25 protein-coding genes and 2 pseudogenes are annotated in these 24,204 nt (G+C 61.1%); 15 read left to right on the forward strand and 12 right to left on the reverse strand.

The annotated features are described in order from the left end of the window. Window positions 1-6: 6 nt before the first annotated feature. Window positions 7-744, reverse strand: a complete 738-nt coding sequence (locus MPC4_RS20545) for a DUF3800 domain-containing protein (protein ID WP_174514175.1) — start codon at window positions 742-744, stop codon at window positions 7-9. 14 nt (window positions 745-758) lie between these two features. On the opposite strand from MPC4_RS20545, the gene MPC4_RS20550 reads away from it, so the two are divergent. Continuing rightward, window positions 759-935, forward strand: a complete 177-nt coding sequence (locus MPC4_RS20550) for a hypothetical protein (RefSeq protein WP_174514176.1) — start codon at window positions 759-761, stop codon at window positions 933-935. A 3-nt stretch (window positions 936-938) separates the two neighbouring features. Here MPC4_RS20550 and MPC4_RS20555 read toward each other — a convergent pair whose 3' ends face one another. Beyond that, window positions 939-1,217: a hypothetical protein gene (locus tag MPC4_RS20555; protein WP_174514177.1), complete on the reverse strand. Its 279-nt coding sequence runs from the start codon at window positions 1,215-1,217 to the stop codon at window positions 939-941. 314 nt (window positions 1,218-1,531) lie between these two features. Here MPC4_RS20555 and MPC4_RS20560 point away from each other — a divergent pair, with 314 nt between their 5' ends. Genes MPC4_RS20560 through MPC4_RS20580 form a run of 5 tightly spaced genes read left to right on the forward strand, consistent with a single transcriptional unit; the run spans window position 1,532 to window position 4,264 of the window. Then, window positions 1,532-1,876 carry an ArsR/SmtB family transcription factor gene (locus MPC4_RS20560; protein ID WP_134490396.1) on the forward strand — a complete coding sequence of 115 codons (345 nt, stop codon included), beginning with the start codon at window positions 1,532-1,534 and terminating at the stop codon, window positions 1,874-1,876. Then, window positions 1,860-2,756, forward strand: coding sequence for an SRPBCC family protein (locus tag MPC4_RS20565; protein ID WP_174514178.1), 897 nt, complete (start codon window positions 1,860-1,862; stop codon window positions 2,754-2,756). Before MPC4_RS20560 ends, MPC4_RS20565 begins: the two co-directional genes overlap by 17 nt. Window positions 2,757-2,765: 9 nt before the next feature. Then, window positions 2,766-3,290: an SRPBCC family protein gene (locus MPC4_RS20570; protein ID WP_174514179.1), complete on the forward strand. Its 525-nt coding sequence runs from the start codon at window positions 2,766-2,768 to the stop codon at window positions 3,288-3,290. A 55-nt stretch (window positions 3,291-3,345) separates the two neighbouring features. Then, entirely contained in the window at window positions 3,346-3,759 is a 414-nt protein-coding gene (locus MPC4_RS20575) for a VOC family protein (RefSeq protein ID WP_174514180.1), read from the forward strand. A gap of 31 nt (window positions 3,760-3,790) precedes the next feature. After that, on the forward strand, window positions 3,791-4,264 hold the full coding sequence (locus tag MPC4_RS20580; protein WP_210253699.1) for a VOC family protein: 474 nt from the start codon (window positions 3,791-3,793) through the stop codon (window positions 4,262-4,264). Between the two features lie 32 nt (window positions 4,265-4,296). Here the strand turns inward: MPC4_RS20580 and MPC4_RS20585 are convergent, their stop codons facing one another. The 5 genes from MPC4_RS20585 to MPC4_RS20605 all read right to left on the reverse strand — a co-directional run bounded on the left by MPC4_RS20585 (window position 4,297) and on the right by MPC4_RS20605 (window position 8,910). Continuing rightward, window positions 4,297-5,271, reverse strand: coding sequence for a cell division protein FtsX (locus tag MPC4_RS20585; RefSeq protein ID WP_174514220.1), 975 nt, complete (start codon window positions 5,269-5,271; stop codon window positions 4,297-4,299). A 49-nt stretch (window positions 5,272-5,320) separates the two neighbouring features. Beyond that, window positions 5,321-5,983, reverse strand: coding sequence for a cell division ATP-binding protein FtsE (gene ftsE, locus MPC4_RS20590; RefSeq protein WP_134490388.1), 663 nt, complete (start codon window positions 5,981-5,983; stop codon window positions 5,321-5,323). A 182-nt stretch (window positions 5,984-6,165) separates the two neighbouring features. Continuing rightward, window positions 6,166-6,612, reverse strand: a complete 447-nt coding sequence (locus MPC4_RS20595; protein ID WP_174514182.1) for a (deoxy)nucleoside triphosphate pyrophosphohydrolase — start codon at window positions 6,610-6,612, stop codon at window positions 6,166-6,168. After that, on the reverse strand, window positions 6,581-7,819 hold the full coding sequence (gene argJ / locus MPC4_RS20600) for a bifunctional glutamate N-acetyltransferase/amino-acid acetyltransferase ArgJ (RefSeq protein ID WP_174514183.1): 1,239 nt from the start codon (window positions 7,817-7,819) through the stop codon (window positions 6,581-6,583). Before argJ ends, MPC4_RS20595 begins: the two co-directional genes overlap by 32 nt. 173 nt (window positions 7,820-7,992) lie before the next feature. Continuing rightward, window positions 7,993-8,910, reverse strand: coding sequence for a peptidylprolyl isomerase (locus MPC4_RS20605; protein WP_174514184.1), 918 nt, complete (start codon window positions 8,908-8,910; stop codon window positions 7,993-7,995). 600 nt (window positions 8,911-9,510) lie between these two features. Between MPC4_RS20605 and secA the strand changes: the two are divergent. The 4 genes and pseudogenes from secA to MPC4_RS20620 all read left to right on the forward strand — a co-directional run. Continuing rightward, window positions 9,511-12,052 (forward strand): annotated as a pseudogene (secA, locus tag MPC4_RS20610) (preprotein translocase subunit SecA); the annotation flags it as partial. 206 nt (window positions 12,053-12,258) lie between these two features. Continuing rightward, window positions 12,259-12,339, forward strand: a pseudogene (locus tag MPC4_RS21840) (SEC-C metal-binding domain-containing protein); the annotation flags it as partial. 280 nt (window positions 12,340-12,619) lie between these two features. Then, window positions 12,620-13,654 (forward strand): hypothetical protein, encoded by a 1,035-nt coding sequence (locus MPC4_RS20615; RefSeq protein WP_174514186.1) that lies wholly within the window; start codon window positions 12,620-12,622, stop codon window positions 13,652-13,654. 14 nt (window positions 13,655-13,668) lie between these two features. Next, on the forward strand, window positions 13,669-14,319 hold the full coding sequence (locus MPC4_RS20620) for a hypothetical protein (RefSeq protein ID WP_174514187.1): 651 nt from the start codon (window positions 13,669-13,671) through the stop codon (window positions 14,317-14,319). Between the two features lie 18 nt (window positions 14,320-14,337). Here MPC4_RS20620 and MPC4_RS20625 read toward each other — a convergent pair whose 3' ends face one another. Continuing rightward, window positions 14,338-14,496, reverse strand: a complete 159-nt coding sequence (locus MPC4_RS20625) for a hypothetical protein (protein WP_174514188.1) — start codon at window positions 14,494-14,496, stop codon at window positions 14,338-14,340. A 112-nt stretch (window positions 14,497-14,608) separates the two neighbouring features. On the opposite strand from MPC4_RS20625, the gene MPC4_RS20630 reads away from it, so the two are divergent. From MPC4_RS20630 to MPC4_RS20640, 3 genes are all read left to right on the forward strand, one after another. Next, the gene (locus tag MPC4_RS20630) at window positions 14,609-15,283 is read left to right on the forward strand and encodes a hypothetical protein (protein WP_174514189.1); all 675 of its coding nucleotides are present in this window, start codon (window positions 14,609-14,611) and stop codon (window positions 15,281-15,283) included. A 202-nt stretch (window positions 15,284-15,485) separates the two neighbouring features. Then, on the forward strand, window positions 15,486-15,755 hold the full coding sequence (locus tag MPC4_RS20635; RefSeq protein ID WP_134490374.1) for a hypothetical protein: 270 nt from the start codon (window positions 15,486-15,488) through the stop codon (window positions 15,753-15,755). 175 nt (window positions 15,756-15,930) lie between these two features. Continuing rightward, the gene (locus MPC4_RS20640; RefSeq protein WP_174514190.1) at window positions 15,931-16,530 is read left to right on the forward strand and encodes a YdeI/OmpD-associated family protein; all 600 of its coding nucleotides are present in this window, start codon (window positions 15,931-15,933) and stop codon (window positions 16,528-16,530) included. Between the two features lie 52 nt (window positions 16,531-16,582). Here the strand turns inward: MPC4_RS20640 and MPC4_RS20645 are convergent, their stop codons facing one another. Then, window positions 16,583-17,611 (reverse strand): lysylphosphatidylglycerol synthase domain-containing protein, encoded by a 1,029-nt coding sequence (locus tag MPC4_RS20645; protein ID WP_174514191.1) that lies wholly within the window; start codon window positions 17,609-17,611, stop codon window positions 16,583-16,585. A gap of 235 nt (window positions 17,612-17,846) precedes the next feature. Continuing rightward, window positions 17,847-18,254 carry a flagellar export protein FliJ gene (locus MPC4_RS20650; RefSeq protein WP_174514192.1) on the reverse strand — a complete coding sequence of 136 codons (408 nt, stop codon included), beginning with the start codon at window positions 18,252-18,254 and terminating at the stop codon, window positions 17,847-17,849. A gap of 564 nt (window positions 18,255-18,818) precedes the next feature. On the opposite strand from MPC4_RS20650, the gene ctrA reads away from it, so the two are divergent. Then, window positions 18,819-19,520: a response regulator transcription factor CtrA gene (gene ctrA, locus MPC4_RS20655; RefSeq protein ID WP_174514193.1), complete on the forward strand. Its 702-nt coding sequence runs from the start codon at window positions 18,819-18,821 to the stop codon at window positions 19,518-19,520. 316 nt (window positions 19,521-19,836) lie between these two features. Here ctrA and chpT read toward each other — a convergent pair whose 3' ends face one another. Both chpT and MPC4_RS20665 read right to left on the reverse strand, forming a co-directional pair. Continuing rightward, window positions 19,837-20,517, reverse strand: a complete 681-nt coding sequence (gene chpT / locus MPC4_RS20660) for a histidine phosphotransferase ChpT (RefSeq protein WP_174514194.1) — start codon at window positions 20,515-20,517, stop codon at window positions 19,837-19,839. A 315-nt stretch (window positions 20,518-20,832) separates the two neighbouring features. After that, window positions 20,833-22,464: an isocitrate lyase gene (locus MPC4_RS20665; RefSeq protein ID WP_174514195.1), complete on the reverse strand. Its 1,632-nt coding sequence runs from the start codon at window positions 22,462-22,464 to the stop codon at window positions 20,833-20,835. A gap of 217 nt (window positions 22,465-22,681) precedes the next feature. Here MPC4_RS20665 and MPC4_RS20670 point away from each other — a divergent pair, with 217 nt between their 5' ends. Then, window positions 22,682-24,121: a helix-turn-helix domain-containing protein gene (locus tag MPC4_RS20670; protein ID WP_134490359.1), complete on the forward strand. Its 1,440-nt coding sequence runs from the start codon at window positions 22,682-22,684 to the stop codon at window positions 24,119-24,121. Window positions 24,122-24,204: the final 83 nt, after the last annotated feature.

The following is a 24,204-nucleotide window of genomic DNA, read 5'->3' on the forward strand; positions in this document are numbered from 1 at the left end:
TTCCCATTAGCGAGAACGCATATTCCAGATAGTGAATCTGTGCACAGAAATAGGGCTGTCCTTCTCGAATGAAGAGAACCCGCTTTTTTCCAAAACCATATTTGCAATGTCTTTTTTAGATTTTCTCCCTGTTTCGAGAAGATGTTTTCCATTACGAACGGCGCACACCGCGCCCAATATAACATCGTTTATTTGTAGAATGTCGCACTCCTTTGAATCGGCGGGTTCGATTACTTTAAACGGAGATGTTTCAATTTTATGATCCCTCGCTGCAGCTCTGTTTAACATGTTCCTAAGGTCTTCTAAACAGGTGCTGCTGTTCCTACGGTCTAGGCGAACATAAAGCGTTCCGCGAGGCGCGCATTTTTTGCAGAATTTGTGATGCAAGAGTTGATAGTAAAGTTTCGAGAGTCCTATATCGCTATCGCCATCATTAAATTTATTATGCCTCCATTTATGGTTATCAAAAATAATTGAATGAAAATGGCATTTATTTGTGCTGTTCATTGCGAAGAAATAGTCGACAAGTTGTTTGTATTCTTCAAATTTATTGTCAGTTATCTTTGACCATTTTAACTCCTTGGTCATGTTAAATTTCTTTCGGTATGCGGCCATATTTTCTAAAACTATCGGGATGTTATGCTTTGGCAAGCAAAGGCCGCCGACAACGGTAAACCGATCGGTAGAGATGCCCGATTCGTCGCAGAAAAAAGCAAAATCTTGTGCGGGATGCAGAACTGGCATGGACCGAATCAGTCATGGAAAAAGATAAACCTAATCAGAAAGAACGATTTACGGAAGCTGCCCGCGAGCTTGGCTGCGACGAAAACGAATCGCACTTCGAGGAAAAGCTAAAGCAGGTCGCACGGCATAAGCCGCCGCCGGATGCAGCGGCTCCCACGCGGCCCGCCTCGATAGGTCGCAAGAATAAATGACGACTATCCGCCCTCGTAGTTTGGATTGCGGGACCGCCAATCTGAATTATCTTCCTCGAGATATTTTAGAATTGGCTGGAGCTTGTTGTGAAGAAGCGCAACATCATCCCGAATTTTTGTTTGGGCCTTCAAAATCTCGCCTTGAAAATACAGAAGCTGGATTAATGCGACTGTCATGTTGCGGGCAGTTTTATGTTTTTCCGGGTCTAGAAGGTTTAAATTTTCCTCTAGGGCCTTCTTAACGTCCTCCTGAAGCGCCGTCTGTATAGTCGCCCTTGCCATGAAATCTCTCCTACGCTCAGCAATGAGCGCAGGCTACCCCGATTCGCATGGTTCGCAAAGTACATAATCCCCTTGTTTTGCCATGCGCGGCGTCTCCCCTCCCTCGACTTAAATCCCGCGGCTCGCGAAACATTCTGATCTGCGGCGCCGGCCGGGTGACGATCGCGGCCCGTGCGCTCATTTCCAAAACCGCGACTCAGAAATTCGTCAAAAGCGACGAAGCGCGGCTTGACCTAATCATTGCCCGTGCCGCGCTTGACGGGCGAGCCCACCTTCTGTATATAGACAACCAGTTATATAACTAACAGGTTTTCATGGAAGATCGCCTCAGCGCCACGCTCTCCGCCCTCGCGGACCCGACCCGCCGGGCGATCCTCGCGCGGCTCGCGCAGGGCGAAGCCTCGGTCAATGAGCTTGCCGCGCCCTTTTCCATCAGCCAGCCCGCGATCTCAAAACATCTCAAGGTGCTGGAGCGCGCCGGCCTCATCAGCCGCGGGCGCGAGGCGCAATGGCGCCCGTGCCGGCTTGAGGCCGCTCCAATGCAGGAATTAGCGGGCTGGCTGGAGACTTACCGCCGGTTCTGGGAAGGAAGCTTCGACCGGCTCGACGCCTATCTCAAGGATTTGCAGAAAGGGAATCCCGATGCGCCTCGCAGCTGACGTGCTAAGTCAGACCCTTACCGTTTCCCGGCGTTTCGCCGCTTCGCCCGAGCGTCTTTTCGACGCCTGGTTCGATCCCAAGGCGGTCGGGGCCTGGCTGTTCGCGACGCCCGACGGGGTTTCAAGGCATGTCGAGATCGACGCCCGCGTCGGCGGCGGTTTCGCGGTCCATGAGCAGCGCGGCGAGACGCTGGCGACGCATTTTGGCGAATATCTCGAAATCCTGCGCCCGCGCCGCATCGTCTTCAGCTTCGCAACCGAGCGGCAGGGAGGCTCGACCGTCGTCACGATCGATATAGAGCCGGACGGCGCCGGGAGTTTTTTGACGCTGACCCACGAGCTCGATCCAGAATGGACGCCGCGCAGCGCCGGCATCCGGGCTGGCTGGATGGGCATTCTGGAAGGATTGGCGCGGACGACCGGCGAGGCCGGAAATGGTCATACGCTCGTCCTCAATCGCACATTTGAGGCGCCCCGCATCCTTGTCTGGAAGGCCTGGACCGAGGCCGAGCATATGATGCGCTGGCTCTGCCCGGCCGGTTTCACCGTGCTGTTCGCCGAGGTTGATCTCAGGATCGGCGGCAAATGGCGCTCCGGCATGCGCTCGCCGGACGGAAACGACTATATCGCCGGGGGCGAGTATCTGGAGATCGACCGTCCGTCGCGTCTCGTTCTCACTCACATCTGGGAGCGAAATGATCTCGAACCGCGCGCCAACACCGAGATCATCGTCACGCTGAACGAGCGGGATGGCAAAACCGACATGGTCTTCATCCAGTCTGGCCTTGGCACAAGAGAATCCGCCGCCTCGCACAAATGGGGCTGGACCGGCGCCTTCGACAATCTGGCGCGGCTCGCCAGCTCCCTCAAAGAATCCTGAGAGGTCATCATGCCTTTATCGTCTGAGACCGCCGCATCCGCCGATGCACTTGAACCCTTCGTCATCTCGCGCAGCTTTGACGCGCCCCGGCCGCTTCTGTGGCAGGCGCTGACGGATCCGGAGCGCCTGGCGAAATGGTGGGGGCCGAAGGGCTATTCCGTCATTGCCGCGAAGATGGATTTCCGCCCGGGCGGCAGCTACCTCTACGGATTGAGGACGCCAGACGGCGGCGCGATGTGGGGCCGGTTCATCTATCAGGAGATCGAGAAGCCGGCGCGGATCGTGGTCGTCACTTCGTTTTCCGACGAAAAAGGCGGGCTCTCCCGGCACCCGATGAGCCCGACCTGGCCGCTCGAAACGCGTTCGATCTTCTCGCTGGAAGATGAAGGGCAGCGTACGAAGCTGACAGTCAGCTGGCTGCCGATCAACGCGACAGACGCGGAGCGCGCGACCTTCGCCGGCGCGAAGGACAGCATGCAAAAGGGCTGGGACGGCACGCTCGACCAGCTCGCTGACTATCTCGCCGGCCTTTGACTCCTGCGGTCGCGGGCAACTTTCTTTGCATCATCATAAGTTAGGGAGGACCATCATGACGATACAGCCTTACCTGTTTTTTGAAGGACGCGCCGAGGAAGCCGCCGCCTTCTACCAAAAGGTCTTCGGCGCCAAGATAGAAATGCTGATGCGCTATAAGGACAGCCCCGATCCCTGTCCTGAAGGCATGGTGCCTCCGGGCTCGGAGGGCAAGGTCATGCATATGAGCCTCAAGATCGGCGATGGCGTCGTCATGGGCTCGGACGGCCGCTGCTCGGGCAAGCCGGATTTTCAGGGCTTCGCGCTCTCCTACGCCGCGAGGGACGCGGAGGAAGCGGACCGCGTGTTCGCGGCGCTCTCCGACGGCGGCGCGGTGCAGATGCCGCTGGGCAAGACGTTCTTTTCGCCGCGCTTCGGTATGGCGGCGGACCGCTTCGGCGTCTCCTGGATGGTGATCGTACCCGCCTGAGCGCCGCGAGGGGAGCATAAGCATGACTGCCGTGCAGAAAATCCGCACATTCCTCTGGTTCGACCATGAGGCCGAGGAGGCGGTGAATTTCTACATCTCGCTGTTCCCCGGTTCGCGCATTCTTCAGGTCTCGCGCTATGGCGAGGCCGGACCTGGAAAGCCGGGCTCGGTCCTGACCATGAGCTTTGAGCTCGCGGGCGTTCAGCTTCTCGCCCTCAACGGCGGCCCCCATTTCAAATTCAATGAGGCGATCTCGCTATCGGTCGATTGCCAAAACGAGGCCGAGGTTGACGAGTTGTGGGAGAAGCTTGGCGCAGGCGGCGAATATGGCCGCTGCGGCTGGCTGAAAGACCGCTATGGCCTGTCCTGGCAGCTTGTCCCCTCGCGTCTGCCCGAGTTCATCGGCGGCGCGGATGCGGCGGGCGCCAAACGGGCAATGGAGGCCATGCTCAAGATGAGCAAGCTGGATATCAGGGCGCTTGAAGCGGCTTATGACGGTGGTTAAGGCTTCAAGACATCGTTCACGTGGGTAGTGGGTCAGCTTAAATCCCGCAGGTGGCGGAAAACGATGATCCGCGAGACGAGCCCGGTGACGATCGCTATCCCCGCCGTGATCGCGAGGATCGCAACATAGACGTTTCGCCCCAGCGAAAAACTGCCGAACATGGCTTCGACCTGATCGCCGCCCGGCGTCGCGCGGGTCCAGGCGGCGAGCGTCGAGGCGACATAAAAGGCAAGGATCGCGGCGCCGCCGCCGATTGCCCCGCCGCGCAGTCCAAGCTGAAAGAAATGGCGTTGGAACTGGCGTGAAATATAGTCGTCGGCGGCGCCGACGAAATGCAGCACCTCGATGATTTCGCGATTGCCCGCCATGGCGCCCCGCGTCGCGAAAGCCACCGCCAGTATCATCGCGACGAGCACCAGCGCGAAAATCAGCGCCGCCACGACGACGACGGTTTTCGCCATTACGGCGAGACGCTCCAGCCAATGCTGATGATCGTCGAGGCTCAAGCCTGGAATGGCCTCGCTCAAGGCTCTGCCCAGGGCCGTGACGTTGAGGCTCGCTCCCGGCTCAAGGCTGATGACGACGAGCCTTGGCACCGGCAGTTCCGAAAGATCGAGATTGCCGCCCAGCCAGGGTTGCAGCAGCGCCTCCGATTCCGCCTTGGTGTAGGGCCGGACGGCTGCGACGCCCGGCGCCTTGCGCGCGATCGCGGCGGCTTTTTCGGCGTCCGCCTCGATGTCGCGTCCGACCGTCGGGCGGATCTGGATCGTCATTTCGCGCGCCACCTGGCTCTGCCAGGCCGATGAGGCGTCGGCGATGAGGATGGCGGCGCCGGAGGTCAGCGCCGCGAGAAAGGTCATGATGGCGATGACGGTGACGAGCGCCCGCCCGGCGATGGAGGAAGCCGGCACGAGCGCCTTTTCGCGCCGCATGTCGCGCACCGCTTCGCGCCGCTCGTTCAGCGCCGCCGCCGCCGATTGCGTGCGCCGCAAAGCCTCTGAAAACATGCCCATCCCTGGCCCTTGTTTTTTCGCGCCGCCGCGCCCGGACGGCGGTTCAGTCGAAAATATGCAGCCGCCCGTCGCCGAGAACGAGACGGCGCGCGCCGTCGAACTGGTCCATCAGGGCGAGATCATGCGTCGCGATGACGACCGACGTCCCCGACTTATGCAGCTCTGTGAACAGCCGCAGAAGCCTCCGCGCAAGGCTTGGATCGACATTGCCGGTCGGCTCGTCGGCGAGCAGGAGTTGCGGGCGCACGATGAGAGCCCGCGCAATGACGGCGCGCTGCTTCTCGCCGCCGGAGAGCACGGGCGGCAGAATGTTCATGCGCTCGCCGAGGCCGACCCAATGCAAAAGCTCGGTCACTTCGGCGCGATAGCTCGCCTCGTCCATGCCGCGAACGCGCAGGGGGAGGGCGACATTTTCATAGGTGGTGAGGTGATCGAGCAGGCGAAAATCCTGAAACACGACGCCGATCCGCCGCCGCAGGTCCGTGATGGCGTTTTTATCCAAGCTCAAAGCGTCGCGGCCGAAAAGCCGGATCAGGCCGCGCGTCGGCCGCAGGGACAGGAGAATGAGACGCAAAAGCGTCGTCTTGCCGGCGCCGGACGGGCCGGTCAGAAACTGGAAGGACTGCGGCTCGATGGAAAAGCTGATGTCCTTGAGGATTTCAGCGCCCATGCCATAGCGCAGGCCGACGTTTTCAAAATGCACCAACTGAAAAGCCCTCTGGCGGAACAGGGTCCGCCCGCCGTGTTCGTTCAGAGCCGGGGGCGAACGGCATCATCCCGCACTTTATCCGCAAAGTTTGCGCCGAAAATCGGCAATCTCGCAAATAACGCATTTTCCAGTGACGGGACGACATCGTTCGGGAAGACCGCGGCGCATAGCCTGCGCGCTCACGCGCCCAAAAGGTCGATCAGCGCGGGGATCAGCGGCGCGTCGGCGGGCGGCATGGGATAGGACCGCAGATCCTTCGGAAAAACCCATTTCAGCGCCTGACCCTCCCGTGCGCCGACCAAACCCTCCCAGCGCCGGCAGATAAAAAGCGGCATCAACAGATGAAACTCAGCGTAGGCGAAGCTCGCGAAAGTCAGCGGCGCAAGGCAGGGCTCTTTCACCGCAATGCCCAGTTCTTCGTGCAATTCGCGGATCAGCGCCTGCTCGGGGCGCTCGCCGGGGTCGACTTTGCCGCCAGGAAATTCCCAAAGCCCGGCCAGCGCCTTGCCTTCGGGACGCTGCGCGATCAAAACCCGCGCGTCGGCGTCGATCAGAGCGCAGGCGACGACGAGCAGCAGCCTCACAGGCGCCGCCTCACGAGCGATAGTCGCCGTTGATCTCGACATATTCCTTGGTGAGGTCGCAGGTCCAGACCGTCGCCTTGCCTTGGCCGACGCCGATTTCGACATAAATATCGATCTTCGGCTCGCGCATGAGCTTTGAAACCTCGGCCTCGTCATAGGCCGGGTCGCGCTGGCCCTTGTTCGCAACGCGAATTTCGCCGAACCAGATCGCCAGCCTGTCCCGCTCGGCCTTTTCGCCCGCCTTGCCGACGGCGGCGACGATGCGGCCCCAATTGGCGTCCTCGCCCGCGATCGCCGTCTTGACCAGCGGCGAATTGGCGATCGACAGAGCGATGCGCTTCGCAGCCGCCGCGGAGGCCGCGCCCGCGACCGTGATCTCGACGAATTTGCGCGCGCCCTCGCCGTCTTTGACCACCTGATGCGCGAGATCAAGCAGCAGGGTGTCCAGCGCCGCCTTGAAGGGCGCAAGACGCCGGTCATTGGCGGCGGTGATTTTTGGCGCGCCGCGCTGCGCCGCGGCTCCGGTGGCGAACAGCAGCAAAGTGTCCGAAGTCGAGGTGTCGCTATCCACCGTGATGGCGTTGAACGAGCCTTGCACGCTTTTGGAGAGCATGGCCTGCAACGCCCCCGCTGCGATCGGCGCGTCGGTAAAGACAAATGAGAGCATCGTCGCCATGTCCGGGGCGATCATGCCGGCGCCCTTCGCCATGCCGGACAGTGTGACCGTCACTCCGTCAAGCTCAACCTTAGCGGTCGCCACCTTGGGATAGGTGTCCGTGGTCATGATCGCCTTGGCGGCCTCGAACATGTCGCCTGGCTTTGCTTTGCTCGCGAGCTTCGCCAGCACTCCGTCGAATTTGGCGGCGTCGAGCGGCTCGCCGATGACGCCGGTCGAGGCAAGAAAGATTTCGCTCTGCGGCGCGCCCGTGGCTTTCGCCGCGATCGCAGCGGTCTGCTTCGTCGCCTGCGCGCCGAGCCGGCCCGTAAAGGCGTTGGCGTTGCCGGAATTGACGACGAGGGCCCGCGCCTTGCCGCCGGACAGGCGGGCCCTGCACCAGTCGACCGGCGCGGACGGACATTTCGATTTCGTAAAGACGCCGGCGACTTCCGTGCCTTTGTCGAACAGGGCCAGCATTACGTCGGTGCGGCCCTTATAGCGAATGCCTGCGGCGCCCGCGGCGAAGCGAACGCCGCCGATTTCCGGCAAGTCCGGGTAGGATGTCGGCGCGAGCGGCGAGACGGCGGCCATGGGTCAACCTCGAGATGATGCGAGCCGCCGGATCGGGCGGGGCCGGATTGATGCGGCGAGATCGGTCAATCCTGCCGGAGCGGGGAGGAGAAGCGTGGGCGTCGGAGACGGCGCTTCTCCTGAAATCCGCAAATAAAGAGCGCACAATGAATTTGTGCGCGGTATAATTGCGTTTATTTCTTGTTTTCAGAGGGCGCAGCCGGAGCCGGCGCAGCGGGCGCAGGCGTCGCAGCCGCGCCATCGGGTTTGGCGGCGTCGGGATCGGTCGGCGCGGCTTCGGTGCGCTCGATCTTCGCGCCTTTGCGCAGCTCGGCGACGAGTTCGCTCTGCGCTTTCTGCACGACGTAGCGGCTGACCTGCTCCTTGACTTCGTCGAAGCTCGGGAAAGGCTTCTCGCGCTTGCCTTCCACCTCGATCACATGCCATCCGAACGGGCTCTTCACCGGCTCGGACAATTGTCCAGGCTCCAGCTTGAAGGCGGCCTCGGCGAATTCCGGCACCATCTTGTCCTTGGTGAACCAGCCGAGATCGCCGCCGTCGGAACCCTTGTCCTTCGACACTTCCTTGGCGACTTTGGCGAAGTCCTCGCCCGCCTTGAGGCGCTTGATCACGGCTTTGGCGTCGTCGTCCGTCGCGACCAATATGTGGCGCGCGTGAATCTCGGTCTCGGGCTTTTGCGCCTTGGCGGCGTCGTCATACGTCTTCTTCAACGCCTCGTCCGTCAAAGCGGTCTTCGCGACCTGCCCGAGCAGCGTCTCCATCAGCAGCTTTTCGTGATAATAGGCGAGCTTGTCGGCAAACTCTTTCGTCTTGTCGAGCTTTTCGGCCTGCGCTTTCTGCGCCACCAGCATGCCGTCGATCAGGAAATCAAGGAGATAGGCCTCCCGGGCCTTGCCTGTGACCTGCGCCGGCAGGCTCGGGCCAAGATCCTCGGTCGCAATCTTCAAATCCTCATCGGTGATCGGCTGGCCATTGACCGTCGCCAGCACCTTCCCGTGAACTTCGTCGGCGGCGAGGAGCGAGGGCACGCCGATCGCCAGGGCGCATGCAAGGCCGGCGGCCAGGGCGCGCGAGGATGTCTTCTTGAACATGCAATTGTGCTCCGAGCTGGTCGAGATACAAAAAACCGTCATGGCGCGCCCCGCCACGGGCGGATCGTGAGTTGCGCGTGGCGGCGAAAGATGCATGGACAGGCGGGTTTGACAAGGCGCCACCGCAATCTTATCTCTGAAATGTGCGTCGAGAGGCATTTTCGCGTCGCGGCAAAGGTTGTTTGGAGTGGAGGCGGGCGCGCGGCGGCGAAAAGCGGCGGCGCTTTTTGCGTCGATCTCGCGAGCGAGGCGGCGCCTCTGCTGGCGAAGGGCGTAAGTGTCGTGGCGCGGAACGCGGTTCGCGGGCAATCGGTTTATCGAAGAAATTCCGTGAAGCTTCAATTATAAGTGTTAATCGCCCATTATGTCTGTCGCCGTCCGCGGGGAGCGAAGGCCCTCGCGGAAGCCCATAAGCTGAGCAAAACGCCAGAGCCGCCTCATGGAAAAGAAAGCCGGCCCCGGTGGCGGACATGGGTTTTAGGAAGATGGGTTTTAGGAACAAGCTGTCGCCATCGAGTGCACGCGGCGGACGATGTATGTGAAGCATGGCCGGCGGGCGCCGGGGATGTTTCTTAAAGGCCAAGAAAGGGTGTTTTGATAATGCTGGGCTCCTTCGCGAAGAAGATTTTCGGATCGGCGAACGATCGCCGACTGAAGAGCTATCGGCCGAAAGTCGCGGCGATCAACGCGCTCGAACCCGAATGGCTAAAGCTGACCGACGCGGAGCTCGCCGCCAAGACAACCGCTTTTCGCGGGGAGCTGGCCGCCGGCCGGACGCTCGACGATCTTCTAGTCCCGGCCTTCGCCACCGTGCGCGAGGCGGCGCGGCGCGTTCTTGGACAGCGCCATTTCGACGTCCAGCTGATCGGCGGCATGGTGCTGCATGAGGGCGGTATCGCGGAGATGCGCACGGGCGAGGGCAAAACGCTCGTCGCGACCCTCGCGACCTATCTGAACGCGCTCGCCGGCAAGGGCGTCCATGTCGTCACGGTCAATGATTATCTCGCCCGCCGCGACGCCGAATGGATGGGGCAGATCTATCGTTTCCTTGGCCTCTCCACCGGCATCATCGTGCATGGCGTCGATGATGATGAACGCCGAAGATCTTATGCCGCCGACATCACTTACGGCACCAATAATGAGTTCGGCTTCGATTATCTGCGCGATAATATGAAGTACGAGCTTGGGCAGATGGTCCAGCGCGGCCACGCCTTCGCCATCGTCGACGAGGTCGATTCCATTCTCATCGACGAAGCGCGCACGCCCTTGATCATATCGGGACCGTCCGACGACAAGTCGGATCTTTACAACGCGATCGACAAGGTGCTGCCGCGCCTCGATCCGGAAGATTACGAGGTCGACGAGAAGCAGCGCTCGACCAATCTCACCGAGCGCGGCAATGAACATATGGAAGAATTGCTGACCGAGGCCGGCATTTTGACTGAAGGGTCGCTTTATGAGGCGGTCAATGTCACGATCGTCCATCACGTCAATCAGGCGCTGCGCGCGCACAAATTGTTCCAGCGCGACAAGGATTATATTGTCCGCAATGACGAAGTCGTCATCATCGACGAATATACCGGCCGCATGATGCCCGGCCGGCGCTATTCGGAAGGACTGCACCAGGCGCTCGAAGCCAAAGAGCATGTTCAGGTCCAGCCGGAGAATGTGACGCTCGCCTCGATCACCTTCCAGAATTATTTTCGCCTCTATTCGAAGCTTGCCGGCATGACCGGCACGGCGACGACGGAAGCCGATGAATTCGCCGAGATCTATAAGCTCGAAGTCGTCGACATCCCGACCAACCAGCCGGTCGCGCGCGTCGACGAGGACGATGAGGTCTATCGCTCGGCCGAGGAAAAGCTGCGCGCCATCACGCGCGAGATCGAAGCCGCCAACGCCAAGCTGCAGCCGATGCTCGTCGGCACGACGTCGATCGAAAAGTCCGAGCAACTCGCCGAGGCGATGAAAAAGCAGGGCTATAAGCAGATCAACTTCGAGGAGCCGCAGGCGCTGAGCAAGCTTTACGCGGCGGCGCGATCGAACAAGCCCTCGAAACTTTTCGCCGTGCTCAACGCGCGCTTCCACGAGCAGGAAGCCTATATCGTCGCCGAGGCGGGCGTACCGGGCGCGATCACCATCGCAACCAACATGGCCGGCCGCGGCACCGACATCAAACTCGGCGGCAACGTCGAAATGCGCGTCACGCAGGAATGCGCCAATCTGTCGGACGGCCCGGAGCGCGACGCCAAGGAAACTGAGATCCGCGCCGAGGTCGAAGAGTTCAAGAACAAGGCCATCGCCGCCGGCGGATTGTACATCATCGGCACCGAGCGCCATGAGAGCCGCCGCATCGACAATCAGCTGCGCGGGCGCGCCGGCCGTCAGGGCGATCCCGGACGCTCGAAATTCTTTTTATCGCTCAAAGACGATCTGATGCGCATCTTCGGGTCGGACCGCATGGAAAACATGCTGGTCAAGCTCGGCCTCAAGGAAGACGAGGCGATCGTCCATCCCTGGATCAACAAGGCGCTCGAGAAGGCGCAGCAAAAGGTCGAGGCGCGCAACTTCGACATGCGCAAGAACATTCTCAAATATGACAACGTCATGAACGACCAGCGCAAGGTCGTCTTCGAGCAGCGCCGCGAGATGATGGCGAAGGAGTCGCTCGAGGAGATGATCGACGACATGCGCCAGGGCGTTGTCGAGGATCTCGTCACCAAATACGCGCCGCACGACGCCTATCCCGAGACCTGGGATATCGAAGCGCTGTCCCAAGGGGTCAAAGCGGCGCTCAATCTCGACCTGCCGCTCGCCGATTGGGCCCGGGAAGAGGGCATCACCGACGAGGACATGCGCGACCGGCTGCAAAAGGCGGCGGACGAGGCCTATGCGGCGAGGGTCGAGCGCAACGGCGCCGAGGTCATGCGCTATATCGAAAAGCAGATCGTGCTGCAGGCGCTCGATCATCTCTGGCGCGAGCATCTTGTCACGCTCGATCATTTGCGTCAGGTGGTGGGCTGGCGCGGCATGGCGCAGCGCGATCCGCTCAACGAATATAAGTCCGAGGCTTTCCAGCTCTTTGACGAGTTGATCGCGCAGCTGCGCGAGCTCACGACATCGCAGCTTTCCCGCGTCGAGGTCGCCTTCGAGCCGGCCCAGCCGAACGAGCCGCTTCAGCCCGCCGGCCTGACGCAGATCGCGACGGCGAGCGCGGCCTTCGAGGAAGCCGCGGCCGCGCTGACTTATACGCACCCCTCCGCGCCGTCATTTCTGGCCGAGGACGCCGGATCGACGGCGACCCTCGTTCGTCCAGAGCAGGAGGCGGCGCTGCAAGGCGACGGCGCTTACGGCAAGGTCGGCCGCAATCAGCCCTGCCCCTGCGGTTCAGGCAAGAAATTCAAGCACTGCCACGGCGCGCTGGTGTGAGGGGGCGCGCCCGCGCCGAGGCTCCGCCGCGGGGCCTCGTCGCACAGGCGCGCGATGAATAGGTTAAGACGGCCGCGCGTCCCGCACTTCTCCCCAAAAGCCTTTCCCTCGTCCTGAGGAGCCGCGCAGCGGCGTCTCGATGGACGGCCGCGCCGGAATAGGCTTTTCCGCCATCGCACATTCTTCCCAGCCCAAATCTGTTCACTGTTTGTTTTAGGCGCAATAGCCGTTCGCGATTATGCTCCGGCCAAATCTCAGCCTTCGGACGGGGAGCCTGTGGTTGGACGCGGCAGACGACATTTCGCGGGCGTTTTGGGCGAGGACGCGGCCCGGCCGTCTCTCGCCTCAGATGGAGATCACGGGCGAGGGTATCGTTTTCGGTCCTGCAACCATCCTCGCGGGAATGGAGAAAGACGGGCGAGGCAGGCCCCGTCTCGTCCTCGACGAGCGGCGCGCGGCGGCGATCCTGTCGACGGCCTTTGAACAAGGGATCGATCCGCTTTTTCTGGCGAGACTGCGCCGGGCCGCGGGGGTGTGGAACGAGGGCGAGGCGGCGCTGGCGCAGCTTCATCTGATTTTCGCCGACGCGCCGGCTTGCGACGATCCCTACCTTGTCTTGCGCCTCTTCGTCGCTGAAGAAATGCTCAAGGCCGGGGTCGGCCCGGACATTCTGTTAAAGGCGCAAGGAGTCGATCCGGGTCTTTTCGCCGAGGCCGGAGCGCCGCTGGTCAAGGCCGCTTACAATCCCGATCAGCCGCGCGACGCCCACGGCCGCTGGAGCGGCGGCGGGGCCGAAGCGGAGCCGGCGGCCTATCGCGGCAAGGGCAGGCTGAAGGCGATCGGCCGTTTCCTCGAATGGCTTGGCTCCCGCGCCCGGCGTTTCGAGCGCGAACCCGGGGAGACAAAACCTCCGGAACCGTTGCGACCGGAGACGAGGCCTGAACCCGTCCAGCCCGGAAAACGGCCTGAGGTCAGCAAGCCGGACTATCCTCTGCCGCGACCGGGTAGAGGCGAGCCGGTCGACATTCCGGGGCTGCCCGGGGTCAAGGGGACGGATATCAGCAATCCTCGCACGAGTTCGCCTAATTACGATCTCGATATGACCCGCGATGGATTCGAAGCAAGTTTGCGCGAGCAAGGATGGAAATCTGAACCCACGTCAGCTGAAAACGTGACGAATTATTTTTCGCCGGATGGAGCCAAATACAGTGTCAGAGATGACTCAAAATCGCACGATGGGCCGAGCGCTAATTATTTCCACGTGGATGGCGCCGGAAGGGTGGATATGAAACTCAGGCTGAGGGTGAACCGATGAGCCAGGATTTCCTAATGATCGACGACTATCCCAAGGTGCAGGAGACAGTCCGTCCTATTTTTCATGCGGACCGGTTGCTTCCGGATCGCGTATTTAAGAAGCGGTACAACTTTACGCTCTTGGCGGATTTTGACTACGTCTTCACGACGGGTCTTATAAAGATCGTTCACGATAATCGGTTTTGCGACAAGACCGAAAAAGTTCTGTTAAGTGTTCGGGACCCTGAGCCAATCTCCTATTTTCATAAACATTTCGATAGAATCAATTCATTCTACTTCGGCACAGATATAACCGAAGAAGAATACATAAAGCTGCTTTGGCGGAATCCCGGCAACAGAAACGATGCGCTGATATTCAACTCGGAAACGGTGGTCTGGATACCGGATAACGGCCGTTGGGCGATCTGGGGCGAGAGGTCGCGCGAGATCGCCGTCATCGGGATCGATGATCCGGCGCAGGCGGAGTTCCTGCTTAACGAAGACGGCTATTGGATCGACGCCGAAACCGCGGTCGCGGAGTTCGCCGCCATGCCTTATCGCGACCATAAAGCGCCGGAGGATTTCGCGCGTCCGCTGATCGAAAACTACGGCTCGCGCAAGGATCTCGAACGCAAGCTCGACGAGGCAGGGATACGGCTGAAGCCCGGCATCTGGGCGGACGAGTAGGCCCGCCGCTCTCGCGCCTTACGCACGCCCTGCGAGTGAAAGGCCGCCCCTGGCGAATTGGTTGGCGGGGTCGAACACCAGGGCGAGCTGATAGGACTCGGTCGCCTTGGCGCGATTGCGGGTCTTCGCCGAGGCCGGATGGGAAGGCGATGAATTATTCCTCCACAGAGGGAGCACGCTATTCCATACGGGATTTCTCAAAATCGACTGGCGGAGCGACGGCCGAATATTTCTATCCTCAAAGCAATATAAAAGATGCGAACATGAAACTCAGATTGAGGAACGAATAATGAGCGAAGGCTTTCTGTCTATTGACAATTACTCAAGAGTTACTGAAATAATACAGGGTGCCTTTCATGTAGACTACCTTCTGCCTCAATATGTATTCAAGAAGAATTATAAATTCACGCTGCTTCGAGAATTCGGCTTGGGGTCGAATCTAATGGAAATCATTCACGATGGCCGCTTTTGTAGTCAGACGGATATAATTCTCCTGAGTGTCCTCGATCCAAATCCGATTTCCTATTTCTATAAGCACTTCGGAAAGATCAATTCGTTTCGTTTCGGCGCGAATATCACCGATGAAGAATATTCCACTCTCGTCCAGCTCAGCCCCGGCAATGACGCGGACGCGCTGCTCTACCACGGAGATACGGTTGTCTGGATACCGGAGCATGCGGACTGGGCGATCTGGGGTCAAAGAGACCCTGAAATCACAGTCATCGGCTTCGACGATCCTGCGCTGGCGGACTTTCTTCTGAATGACGTTGGATATTGGTTTGACGCCGAGACCGCACTGAAGGTCTTTGCGGGCATGCCCTACCGCAGTAATGGCTATAAAGCGCCGGAGGATTTTGCGCGTCCGCTGATCGAAAATTACGGCTCGCGCAAGGATCTCGAACGCAAGCTCGATGAGGCGGGGATACGGCTGAAGCCGGGCATCTGGGCGGATGAAGCGGAATGAACGCCTGACGAACAACGATCACCGAGCGAATCATGATCCATGTATCGCCCGCGCAGCAAAGCCCGAGACGCTGTCCCGACGCGCCCCAAACATTACCATTCGTTCACGATCGCGTGTTTCCCCGCACAGTCGGACGGGGCGGGGTGGGCTTAACCTTCAGACATCGCCGGAACGAAGCGCGGCGAATGAAGGAGAGAGCATCATGAGCACAGTTCGTAAAACCATCGCCGCTGCCCTTGCCGTCGCGACCCTTGGCCTTGGCGTCGCAGCCTCGAGCACGCCCGCCGCCGCCTGGGGCTATTATCATCCGTGGGGTTGGGGCGTTGGCGGCCTCGCCGCCGGTCTCGCGCTCGGCGCCGCAGCCGCCGCGACCCCCTATTACGATGCCCCGGCCTGCTATTTCAGCCGCCAGCCGGTCGTCGATGGTTACGGCAATATCGTCGGCTATCGCCGTATCAGGGTCTGCAACTGACGATCCCGCTCAAGTTGCCGCGGGGGCCCGCCTCCGGGCGCGAGGCGCGCACGTCGCCTGACGGTCTCGGCCCGGCGGCGTCAGCCTCGCCGGGCCAAAGATGTTGACCGTTTCAAGCAGCGCGGTGAAAATGGCCCCGACGCTCATCTCCTCGCCGCGTCAATGATGAGACGGTATGCCGCCGCCGAAGACCAAGATCGATCTGCCTGTCCTCACCTTCGCCTCAAGCGCCGAATGGGAAGCCTGGCTCGGAGCCCAGCCGTTCACGTCGAAGGGCGTGTGGCTGAAGCTGGCCAAGGCGACGTCAGGCGTTTCGAGCGTCTCGAAGCTGGAAGCGATTGATGGCGCGCTCTGCCACGGCTGGATTGACGGGCAGCTCGACAAATTCGATGCCGACCACTGGCTTATCCGCTTCACGCCCCGCCGTCCCAAGGGAAAGTGGTCCCAAAACAATCGCGAGCGGGCGGTCGCGCTGATCGAACTCGGCCGGATGCAGCCAGCCGGGACGAGGGAAATCGAGCAAGCCAAGCTCGACGGCCGCTGGGAGGCCGCCTATGCGCCGCAAAGCAAAGCGACGGTCCCCGAAGATCTGCAATCCGTGCTCGATCGCAATAGAGATGCGAAACGTCTCTTCGACCACCTCGACAGCCACAACCGCTACGCGATCCTGTATCGCGTTCATGAGGCGAAGAAACCCGAGACGCGCGCGCAGCGGATCGAAAGATACGTGGCCATGCTGGCCCGTGGGGAAACAATCTATCCAACCAAGGCGTGAGCGGAGCTGAGGCTCACGCGCATGATCGTGGGCGCGCGTCTAAAGGTTCCGATCAGGAAACATCCGCTTGCCGCCTGCCGGGCTGCTTCGCGCCGCCGACCTCCGTAGGGGCGTGGCCGGCCTCGTGATGAAGCGCCTCTTTGAGCTTGTTGCGTTCGAACAAAACGACAACGACGAGCGAGAAAAGCAGCGGGAGGATCAGATAGAACAGCCGCCATACGAGCAGCGCGGTCAGCACCTCGACCTGCGGCGTCGTGGGCATGGCTTTCAGGAACAAAAGCTCGAAGACGCCAAGGCCCCCCGGCGCATTGGAGGCGAGCGCGGCCGAAAACGACGCCACAAATACCGCCAGCACGACGAAAAAGCCCGGATTGCCGGCTGCCGGAAGGGCGAAATAGATGATCCCCGCCGCCCCGAGCAGTTCGAGCGGCGCGGCGAGAAGCTGCCGGACGGCGATGTCGGGTTTTGGATATTCCAGCCGGAAGCCGCGAATGATCAGCGGCTTCAGGCGGAAAATCGAACCGATCAGATAGGCCGCCACCAGAATCAGCAAAGCCGCGCCGATGGCGAAAGCCGTCGCCGGATTGGTGAGAACGTCCGGGAGCAGGCCGCCGAAGCGCGCAAGCTGATCCGGCTCGAACACCAGAATGAGGCCGCCGACGAGGATCGTGCCAAGGCCGAAGGTCAGCGAACAGAGGGCGACGAGCACCGCGACCTGCGCGGCGTTGAGGCCCTTCGAGTGATAGGCGCGATAGCGCACCATCCCGCCGGAAAAGACGGAGGCGCCGATATTATGCGCAAGGGCGTAGGTGGTGAAGGAGCAGAGCGCGACAAACGCCCATGAAATATGCGTGACGCCAAGGTGACGGAGCGCGATCCGGTCGTACCAGGCGAGCGCCCCGTAAGCGACCAGCGTCGAAGCGATGGCGAGAAGGTAGCGTGAAGGCGGAATGGCGCGCAGCTGCCGCCAGAGTTCCGGCCCGATGTGCTGGCCGCGAAACTCCTGGTAGAGCACAAACAGCGAGACGCCGACAGCCAGCAGGCCGATGGCGGGCCAGACGAAATCGAGAATCCGTTTCATGCCGCTCCCGACGGATTGCGCAAAGTCAGGCGAGGCAAGCGGGGCGCCGCCGGACATTCGCCGAAAAAGGCCGCGGCGAAGGCGCCCGGCGAGGCGCTCTCCTCCGTCTTTCCATTGCTGTCTTAGCCCATGTTGCGCCAAAGGCGCAGGATTTTCAGGGAGAATCGGCAAGGCGCGGCGCTAGCGCGCAGGGGAAGCAGGCTGAATCGGGCCTGTCAAATCTCGGGCTCAAATCTCAGGCCTGGGCGGCGCGCAGGCGCACGGGCGGATTTTCCTGAGGCGCGAGGGGCAGGTCGCCGATGGGATGAGCGGTTTTTTCCCGGGCGTCGCACCCTTGCGCCTTGCCGAGTTCGGCGATCGCCTCCTCGAGCCGGTTGCGGGCGTCTTCGAGCTGACCCATCAATTCTTCGGCAGAGCGATTGAGATTGTCGCGGCGGGCGCGGGCGGCGCGCGCGTAGGTCGGATAGGCGAAATGGGAGGCGTCGAAAATGCCGGCGCGTTGTTCTTCGATGGCGACTTCCTGCTCGAGTTCGCGCGCAATTTTCGAGAATTCGGCGACCATCGACTCGATTTGCGCAACCCGGCGGCGCCTTTCGTCGACCTGAAACCGCTTGAGGCGAACGAGTGTTTCCTGCAGCTTCATCCTATTTCCACTCCCACTGAGCTTCGCCCTGGGCCGCGCCCGGAAGCGGGCGGCCGGCAAGGCGCTTGCCGGACCCGCTGACCGGCCGTCTTCAAAGCCGGCGATCAAGCCTTGTCCAGCGAGGACCGAATGCTTTTTCGACCGGTGAAGTTTGCAGGAGCAAAGTTGCCCATTCGTTACTGTCGCCGCGCGGGCGGCGAGTTTCAGAGCGATTCGCCGGCTTTTCGCCGCGGGGCTTCGCAAATGGCGGACATACTGGCGCGGCGCTCAGGGGATGGAAGAAGTTTTAGGTGGGAAACCGGGAATTCTTCGTCGCGCAAGCTTGCGCCCGCAGAATGCAGGCGGATGACATAAGCCGTCAGCCGTTTGCCAGACGAAAATTGATTCGGGTAGCGCCGTATTAAAATCACCATCGTGAAGGAATGCTTTTATTAACCAATGCCCGTTAAGGTTACGAAACTCGTAGCGAAAGGTTAACGCTCGGGGCCAATAGCGCGCCCGGCCGGGAGCCTCTGGACGATCTCGCGCCGGTAGGCGACCGACGGGGCAAGGTGGGGACCTCAGATGCGCGTTTTATTGATTGAAGACGACAGCGCGACAGCGCAAAGCATTGAGCTGATGCTGAAATCCGAGAATTTCAACGTCTACACGACGGATCTCGGCGAAGAGGGCGTCGACCTTGGCAAGCTTTATGATTACGACATCATTCTGCTCGACCTGAACCTGCCCGACATGTCGGGCTATGAGGTGCTTCGCACGCTGCGAGTCGCCAAGGTCAAGACGCCGATCCTCATTCTTTCAGGGTTCGCGGCGATCGAAGACAAGGTGAAGGGGCTTGGATTTGGCGCGGATGATTATCTCACCAAACCTTTCCATAAGGATGAACTCGTCGCCCGAATCCACGCCATCGTGCGGCGCTCCAAGGGCCATGCGCAATCCGTCATCGCGACGGGCGACCTCATCGTCAATCTCGACCAGAAAACAGTCGAGGTCACCGGCTCGAGGGTTCATCTCACCGGCAAGGAATATCAGATGCTGGAGCTGCTTTCGCTCCGCAAAGGGACGACCTTGACCAAGGAAATGTTCCTCAATCATCTCTATGGCGGCATGGATGAGCCGGAACTGAAGATCATCGACGTGTTCATCTGCAAGCTCCGCAAAAAACTCGCCAATGCGAGTCAGGGCCGCAATTACATCGAAACCGTCTGGGGCCGCGGCTATGTGCTGCGCGAACCGCTGGACGATGAGGAGCGGATTACGGCGTGATGCGCCGACCGCTCGAAGGGGCTCTATGGGCCAGGCGCCCTCCGGGAGGCCGATTTTTGCATTGGCCTCTATAATTTCGGGCGATTCCGGAAACCGCAAGCGACTTTGGAGACGCTTGACGATCTTTCCGCGATGAATGATCGCGGTGCTACGCCAAATCGCATTTGTTCACGACAAGAGCCTCTCCCCGCGCGGGGTATTAACGCAGTGTATGTGAGGCAATAGGGGCTTCAAAAACTCCGTGACTTGGGGCGCCTGCTTTTTCGCTGCGCCGCGCAGCTTTCGTTGCCGCCCGGAGTTTTGCGCGCTATTTGCCCTAGGCGGCTACATCGGCCCCCATGCGGTCACTCGCGTGGAAGGCTTCGATCGCGACAAAATCGGGCTCAGTGACCACTTCGAGAGTCATATCTGCCGCTTTGGCGACGAGGCTGGTGTAAAACGGCTGGATGGCGTGGGCGTCGACGGCGTTATGCTCGGGCGCTCCCGCGAGGAGCGAGGGCGTATGGCTCGCGAGCTTCGCGTTCGGTCCTTGTGCGGTGACGCGCAGACGCAATGCGTCTCCCGAGGCGCCGGCGTCGCCGGTCGTCACCGTAATGACGCCGCCGCGCGGGATCGCGGCAGCGGCGATGAGGCAAAGATTGAGAATGAGCTTGACCTGGTTTTTCGGCATCAGAACACGCGCCGCGCGCCATTCGATCTGTGTTTTCTGATCGGCGAATAGGCCGCGGGCGACTTTTTCGGCCTCTCCGGTGTCGATCGAGGCTCCCGCCGATCCCGCGGCGCCGAAAGCGAGCCGGCAGAATTGCAGCCGCGCAGAAGCCGTCTCGGCGCTTTTTTTGATGAGGTCGAAAGCGATATCGCGCATCTCGGCGTCTTTCTCGTCCTCGAGAACCTCGAGTCCGTTGACGATCGCGCCGACAGGGCTGATCACGTCATGGCAAACTCTCGAGCAGAGAAGCGCTGCGAGATCGAGCGCGTCGAGTGCGAAATCCGTCATGAGCATCCGTTTGCGGCTAGAGTCGGCAATGCGCGGCGCCAAATGCATTGCGCGCGCCCACATTTTTGCAGGGAACAGATTAACAAAATGATCAAAAAGCGCCAGCGCCTCGCACACGCTTGAAAATTCGCGGCGCATTGGCGGCGGGGAAGCCGCAGTCAGCCCGGTCCGCGCGCGCCGCGGGCGGCGCTCCGATTCTCCGGGGCGAGCTGGTCCTTGAAGCGGACGCCCGCGGGCTCGCTAAATAGCAAGGGCGACCCGGAGCATGGCGCTCCGGACCGCCCTGTTATCTGTCTCAATGAAAGCGCCGGCGCCTTAGCCGAACTGATTCATTGTGTTGTGAGCGCCGCCAGCCTTCAGGGCCGCCTCGCCGGCGAAATATTCCTTGTGATCGTCGCCCATGTCGGAGCCAGCCATGTTCTGGTGCTTGACGCAGGCGATGCCCTGGCGGATTTCCTGACGCTGAACGTTGCGGACATAGCCGAGCATGCCCTGATCGCCGAAATATTCTTTCGCCAGATTGTCGGTGGACAGAGCCGCCGTGTGATAGGTCGGAAGCGTGATGAGATGGTGGAAAATGCCCGCCCGCTTCGAGCCGTCCGCCTGGAAGGTGCGGATGCGCTCATCGGCTTCGGCGGCCAGATCCGTGCGATCGTAGTCGACGCTCATCAGGCCCGGCCGGTCATAGGCGGACACGTCCTTGCCGGCGGCTTTCCAGGCGTCATACACCTGCTGGCGGAAATTCAGCGTCCAGTTGAACGACGGCGAATTGTTATAGACCAGCTTGGCGTTGGGAACGACGGCCCGGATGCGGTCCACCATGCTCGCAATCTGCTCGACGTGCGGCTTTTCGGTCTCGATCCAAAGGAGGTCGGCGCCGTTCTGCAGCGAGGTGATGCAGTCGAGCACGCAACGATCCGCTCCGGTGCCGGGACGGAACTGATAGAGGTTGCTGGCGAGGCGCTTCGGCCGCAGCAGCTTGCCATTGCGATTGATGATGACGTCGCCGTTACGACCCTCGCCGGCCGCGACTTCCTCGCAGTCCAGGAACGCATTGTACTGGTCGCCGAGATCGCCTGGCTCATGGCTGACGGCGATCTGCTGGGTGAGGCCGGCCCCGAGCGAGTCGGTGCGCGTAACGATAATGCCGTCCTCCACGCCGAGTTCGAGGAAAGCGTAGCGGCAGGCGCGCACTTTCGCGAGGAAGACCTCGTGCGGCACAGTCACCTTGCCGTCCTGATGGCCGCACTGCTTTTCGTCCGACACCTGGTTTTCGATCTGAAGCGCGCAGGCGCCGGCCTCGATCATCTTCTTGGCCAGCAGATAGGTCGCTTCCGCATTGCCGAAGCCCGCGTCAATGTCCGCGATGATCGGCACCACATGGGTCTGGAAATTGTCGGCCGCCGCCAGCAGCTCCTGTTCCTTGGCGCCGTCGCCGGCCGCGCGGGCGGCGTCGATGGCGCGGAACATGCCGCCGAGTTCGCGGGCGTCCGCCTGGCGCAGGAAGGTGTAAAGCTCTTCGATCAGAGCCGGCACCGACGTCTTCTCATGCATCGACTGGTCCGGGAGCGGACCGAATTCGGAGCGCAGCGCGGCGACCATCCAGCCGGAGAGGTACAGGTACCGGCGGTCGGTCGTGCCGAAGTGCTTCTTGATGGAGATCATCTTCTGCTGGCCGATGAACCCGTGCCAGCAGCCCAGCGACTGAGTGTAAAGGGCAGGGTCGGCGTCATAGGCCGCCATGTCCTTGCGCATAATCGCAGCAGTATATCTGGCGATGTCGAGACCCGTCTGGAAGCGGTTCTGCAGGCGCATGCGGGCGACGGACTCGGGGTTGATGCCGCTCCACGTGCCGTTCTGACGTTCGATGAGCTGCTTCATCTGGGCAATATGGCTTTGATATTCGTTGGCCTGCCCGGGCCCGGAGATCGTGCTTTGATAGTTCATCGTGCGCCCCTCGTCCGGTCTTCAAAGCTGATCGCTTTGCTCATCTTGTTCTCCACAAATCACAACGTTCACAGCAATTGACATCCGCTGATCCAGCGGACGATGTTGTGGCATATAGGCGACAAATTGCTGTTTCAGGCAAGCCATTCGACATAGAATGAGGTGATAGTGTAAACTTCCTTCCTTGTAAATTTGTGTGTCTGCAAAGAGTTTTACAATGGGCGCCGAAACTGGATCAAGGAAGATTTTCGCCGGACCGCGCCTCAAGCGCCTGCGCCGCGAAAGACGCCTCACACAGGCGCGCATGGCCGACGAACTCGACGTCTCGCCGAGTTATCTCAATCTCATGGAAAGCAACCAGCGGCCGATCACTGTGCAGGTGTTGATCCGGCTCACCGACGTCTATGGCGTCGATCCCCGCGATTTCATGGAGGCCGACGGGGAGCAGTCGGTCGGCGATATGGAGCAAATTCTTGCCGACCCGCTGTTTCGCGACGCCCCCGTGCCGCGCGGCGAGGTGCGCGACGCCGCCGAACATTCCCCGGCGCTCCTCGCCGCCATGCTGCGGCTCTATCGCGCCTATTCGACGGCGCGCGAGGCGAGCGAAGCGGGAATTTTCTCCGGCGCGGACCGCGATCGGGCCGAGCCGCTGCTTGGCGAGAGCCCCATCGAAAAGGTGCGCGGCGTTCTGCAGGACGCCCGTAACCACTTCGCCGACCTTGACGAGGCGGCCGAATCCTTCGCCTCGACCCTGCAGGTCGAGCCGCACGGCCTGTTCCCGGCGCTGACGGACTATCTGCGCATGCGCCACGGCATTCGCGTGCGCGCCCTCCCGCTCGAAGTCATGGGCGATCGGCTGCGCTGGTATGATCATCACCGCAAGCAATTGATGATCTCCGAAGTCATGGACCAGCCGGGCAGGACCTTTCAGGCCGCCTATCAGTTGGCGCTGACAGAATTCGACGGGCTCCTGAATGAAACCGTCGCGCGCCTCGAGCAGAGCGAGGTCGCCCGCAAACTATTGCGCGTCACGCTCGCCAATTATTTCGCCGGCGCTTTGATGATGCCCTACGACCGCTTTTATGAGGCGGCGGAGCTTGTCGGCTATGACGTCGAGGTGCTGGCGGCGCGTTTTGGCGCGAGCTTCGAGCAGGTGGCCCATCGCTTGACGACGCTGTCGCGGCAGACCGCGCGCGGCATTCCGTTCTTCCTGCTGCGCGTCGACATCGCCGGCAATGTCTCGAAACGCTTTTCCTCGAGCCGCTTTCCCTTCGCCAATTCGGGCGGCACCTGCGCTTTGTGGAACATCCACGCGACTTTCGCCAATCCCGGCCGCATTCTGACGCAGGTCATCGAGCTGATGGACGGATCGCAGTGGTTTTCCATCGCCCGCACGGTGCGCCGGTCGATTACGCCCTGGGGCGGCATCGAGCCGCGCTTCGCCATCGGACTTGGCTGCGAGATCAAATATGCGCGCCGGCTCGTCTACGCCAGGCGACTTGATCCCGATGCTCCCGAGGCAACGCCAATCGGCATCAACTGCCGCCTCTGCGAGCGGCCGGGCTGCGCCCAGCGCGCCGCGCCGCCGGCCCTTCGCGCCCTTCTCGTCGATGAATCGACGCGCAGCGTTTCGCCTTTTCCGTTCAAGGATGTGTAGGCGCTTTGTTGGGCGCGCGCATGGTCGGCAACCGGGCGCCGCCCTGTCGATCGGGCGCTTCGGCAACGGTCAAATCGTCCGCG

It is taken from the genome of Methylocella tundrae, assembly GCF_901905185.1.
Lineage (GTDB): Bacteria > Pseudomonadota > Alphaproteobacteria > Rhizobiales > Beijerinckiaceae > Methylocapsa > Methylocapsa tundrae.

Excerpts from the sequence above, each read along its gene's own strand:
- MPC4_RS20545 (WP_174514175.1), bottom strand. The coding sequence starts at position 744 with ATGCCAGTTCTGCATCCCGCACAAGATTTTGCTTTTTTCTGCGACGAA.
- MPC4_RS20550 (WP_174514176.1), top strand. The coding sequence starts at position 759 with ATGGAAAAAGATAAACCTAATCAGAAAGAACGATTTACGGAAGCTGCC.
- MPC4_RS20555 (WP_174514177.1), bottom strand. The coding sequence starts at position 1,217 with ATGGCAAGGGCGACTATACAGACGGCGCTTCAGGAGGACGTTAAGAAG.
- MPC4_RS20560 (WP_134490396.1), top strand. The coding sequence starts at position 1,532 with ATGGAAGATCGCCTCAGCGCCACGCTCTCCGCCCTCGCGGACCCGACC.
- MPC4_RS20565 (WP_174514178.1), top strand. The coding sequence starts at position 1,860 with ATGCGCCTCGCAGCTGACGTGCTAAGTCAGACCCTTACCGTTTCCCGG.
- MPC4_RS20570 (WP_174514179.1), top strand. The coding sequence starts at position 2,766 with ATGCCTTTATCGTCTGAGACCGCCGCATCCGCCGATGCACTTGAACCC.
- MPC4_RS20575 (WP_174514180.1), top strand. The coding sequence starts at position 3,346 with ATGACGATACAGCCTTACCTGTTTTTTGAAGGACGCGCCGAGGAAGCC.
- MPC4_RS20585 (WP_174514220.1), bottom strand. The coding sequence starts at position 5,271 with ATGTTTTCAGAGGCTTTGCGGCGCACGCAATCGGCGGCGGCGGCGCTG.
- MPC4_RS20595 (WP_174514182.1), bottom strand. The coding sequence starts at position 6,612 with ATGTCGAGATCAACGGCGACTATCGCTCGTGAGGCGGCGCCTGTGAGG.
- argJ (WP_174514183.1), bottom strand. The coding sequence starts at position 7,819 with ATGGCCGCCGTCTCGCCGCTCGCGCCGACATCCTACCCGGACTTGCCG.
- MPC4_RS20605 (WP_174514184.1), bottom strand. The coding sequence starts at position 8,910 with ATGTTCAAGAAGACATCCTCGCGCGCCCTGGCCGCCGGCCTTGCATGC.
- MPC4_RS20620 (WP_174514187.1), top strand. The coding sequence starts at position 13,669 with ATGATCGACGACTATCCCAAGGTGCAGGAGACAGTCCGTCCTATTTTT.
- MPC4_RS20630 (WP_174514189.1), top strand. The coding sequence starts at position 14,609 with ATGAGCGAAGGCTTTCTGTCTATTGACAATTACTCAAGAGTTACTGAA.
- MPC4_RS20635 (WP_134490374.1), top strand. The coding sequence starts at position 15,486 with ATGAGCACAGTTCGTAAAACCATCGCCGCTGCCCTTGCCGTCGCGACC.
- MPC4_RS20640 (WP_174514190.1), top strand. The coding sequence starts at position 15,931 with ATGCCGCCGCCGAAGACCAAGATCGATCTGCCTGTCCTCACCTTCGCC.
- MPC4_RS20645 (WP_174514191.1), bottom strand. The coding sequence starts at position 17,611 with ATGAAACGGATTCTCGATTTCGTCTGGCCCGCCATCGGCCTGCTGGCT.
- MPC4_RS20650 (WP_174514192.1), bottom strand. The coding sequence starts at position 18,254 with ATGAAGCTGCAGGAAACACTCGTTCGCCTCAAGCGGTTTCAGGTCGAC.
- ctrA (WP_174514193.1), top strand. The coding sequence starts at position 18,819 with ATGCGCGTTTTATTGATTGAAGACGACAGCGCGACAGCGCAAAGCATT.
- chpT (WP_174514194.1), bottom strand. The coding sequence starts at position 20,517 with ATGACGGATTTCGCACTCGACGCGCTCGATCTCGCAGCGCTTCTCTGC.
- MPC4_RS20665 (WP_174514195.1), bottom strand. The coding sequence starts at position 22,464 with ATGAACTATCAAAGCACGATCTCCGGGCCCGGGCAGGCCAACGAATAT.
- MPC4_RS20670 (WP_134490359.1), top strand. The coding sequence starts at position 22,682 with ATGGGCGCCGAAACTGGATCAAGGAAGATTTTCGCCGGACCGCGCCTC.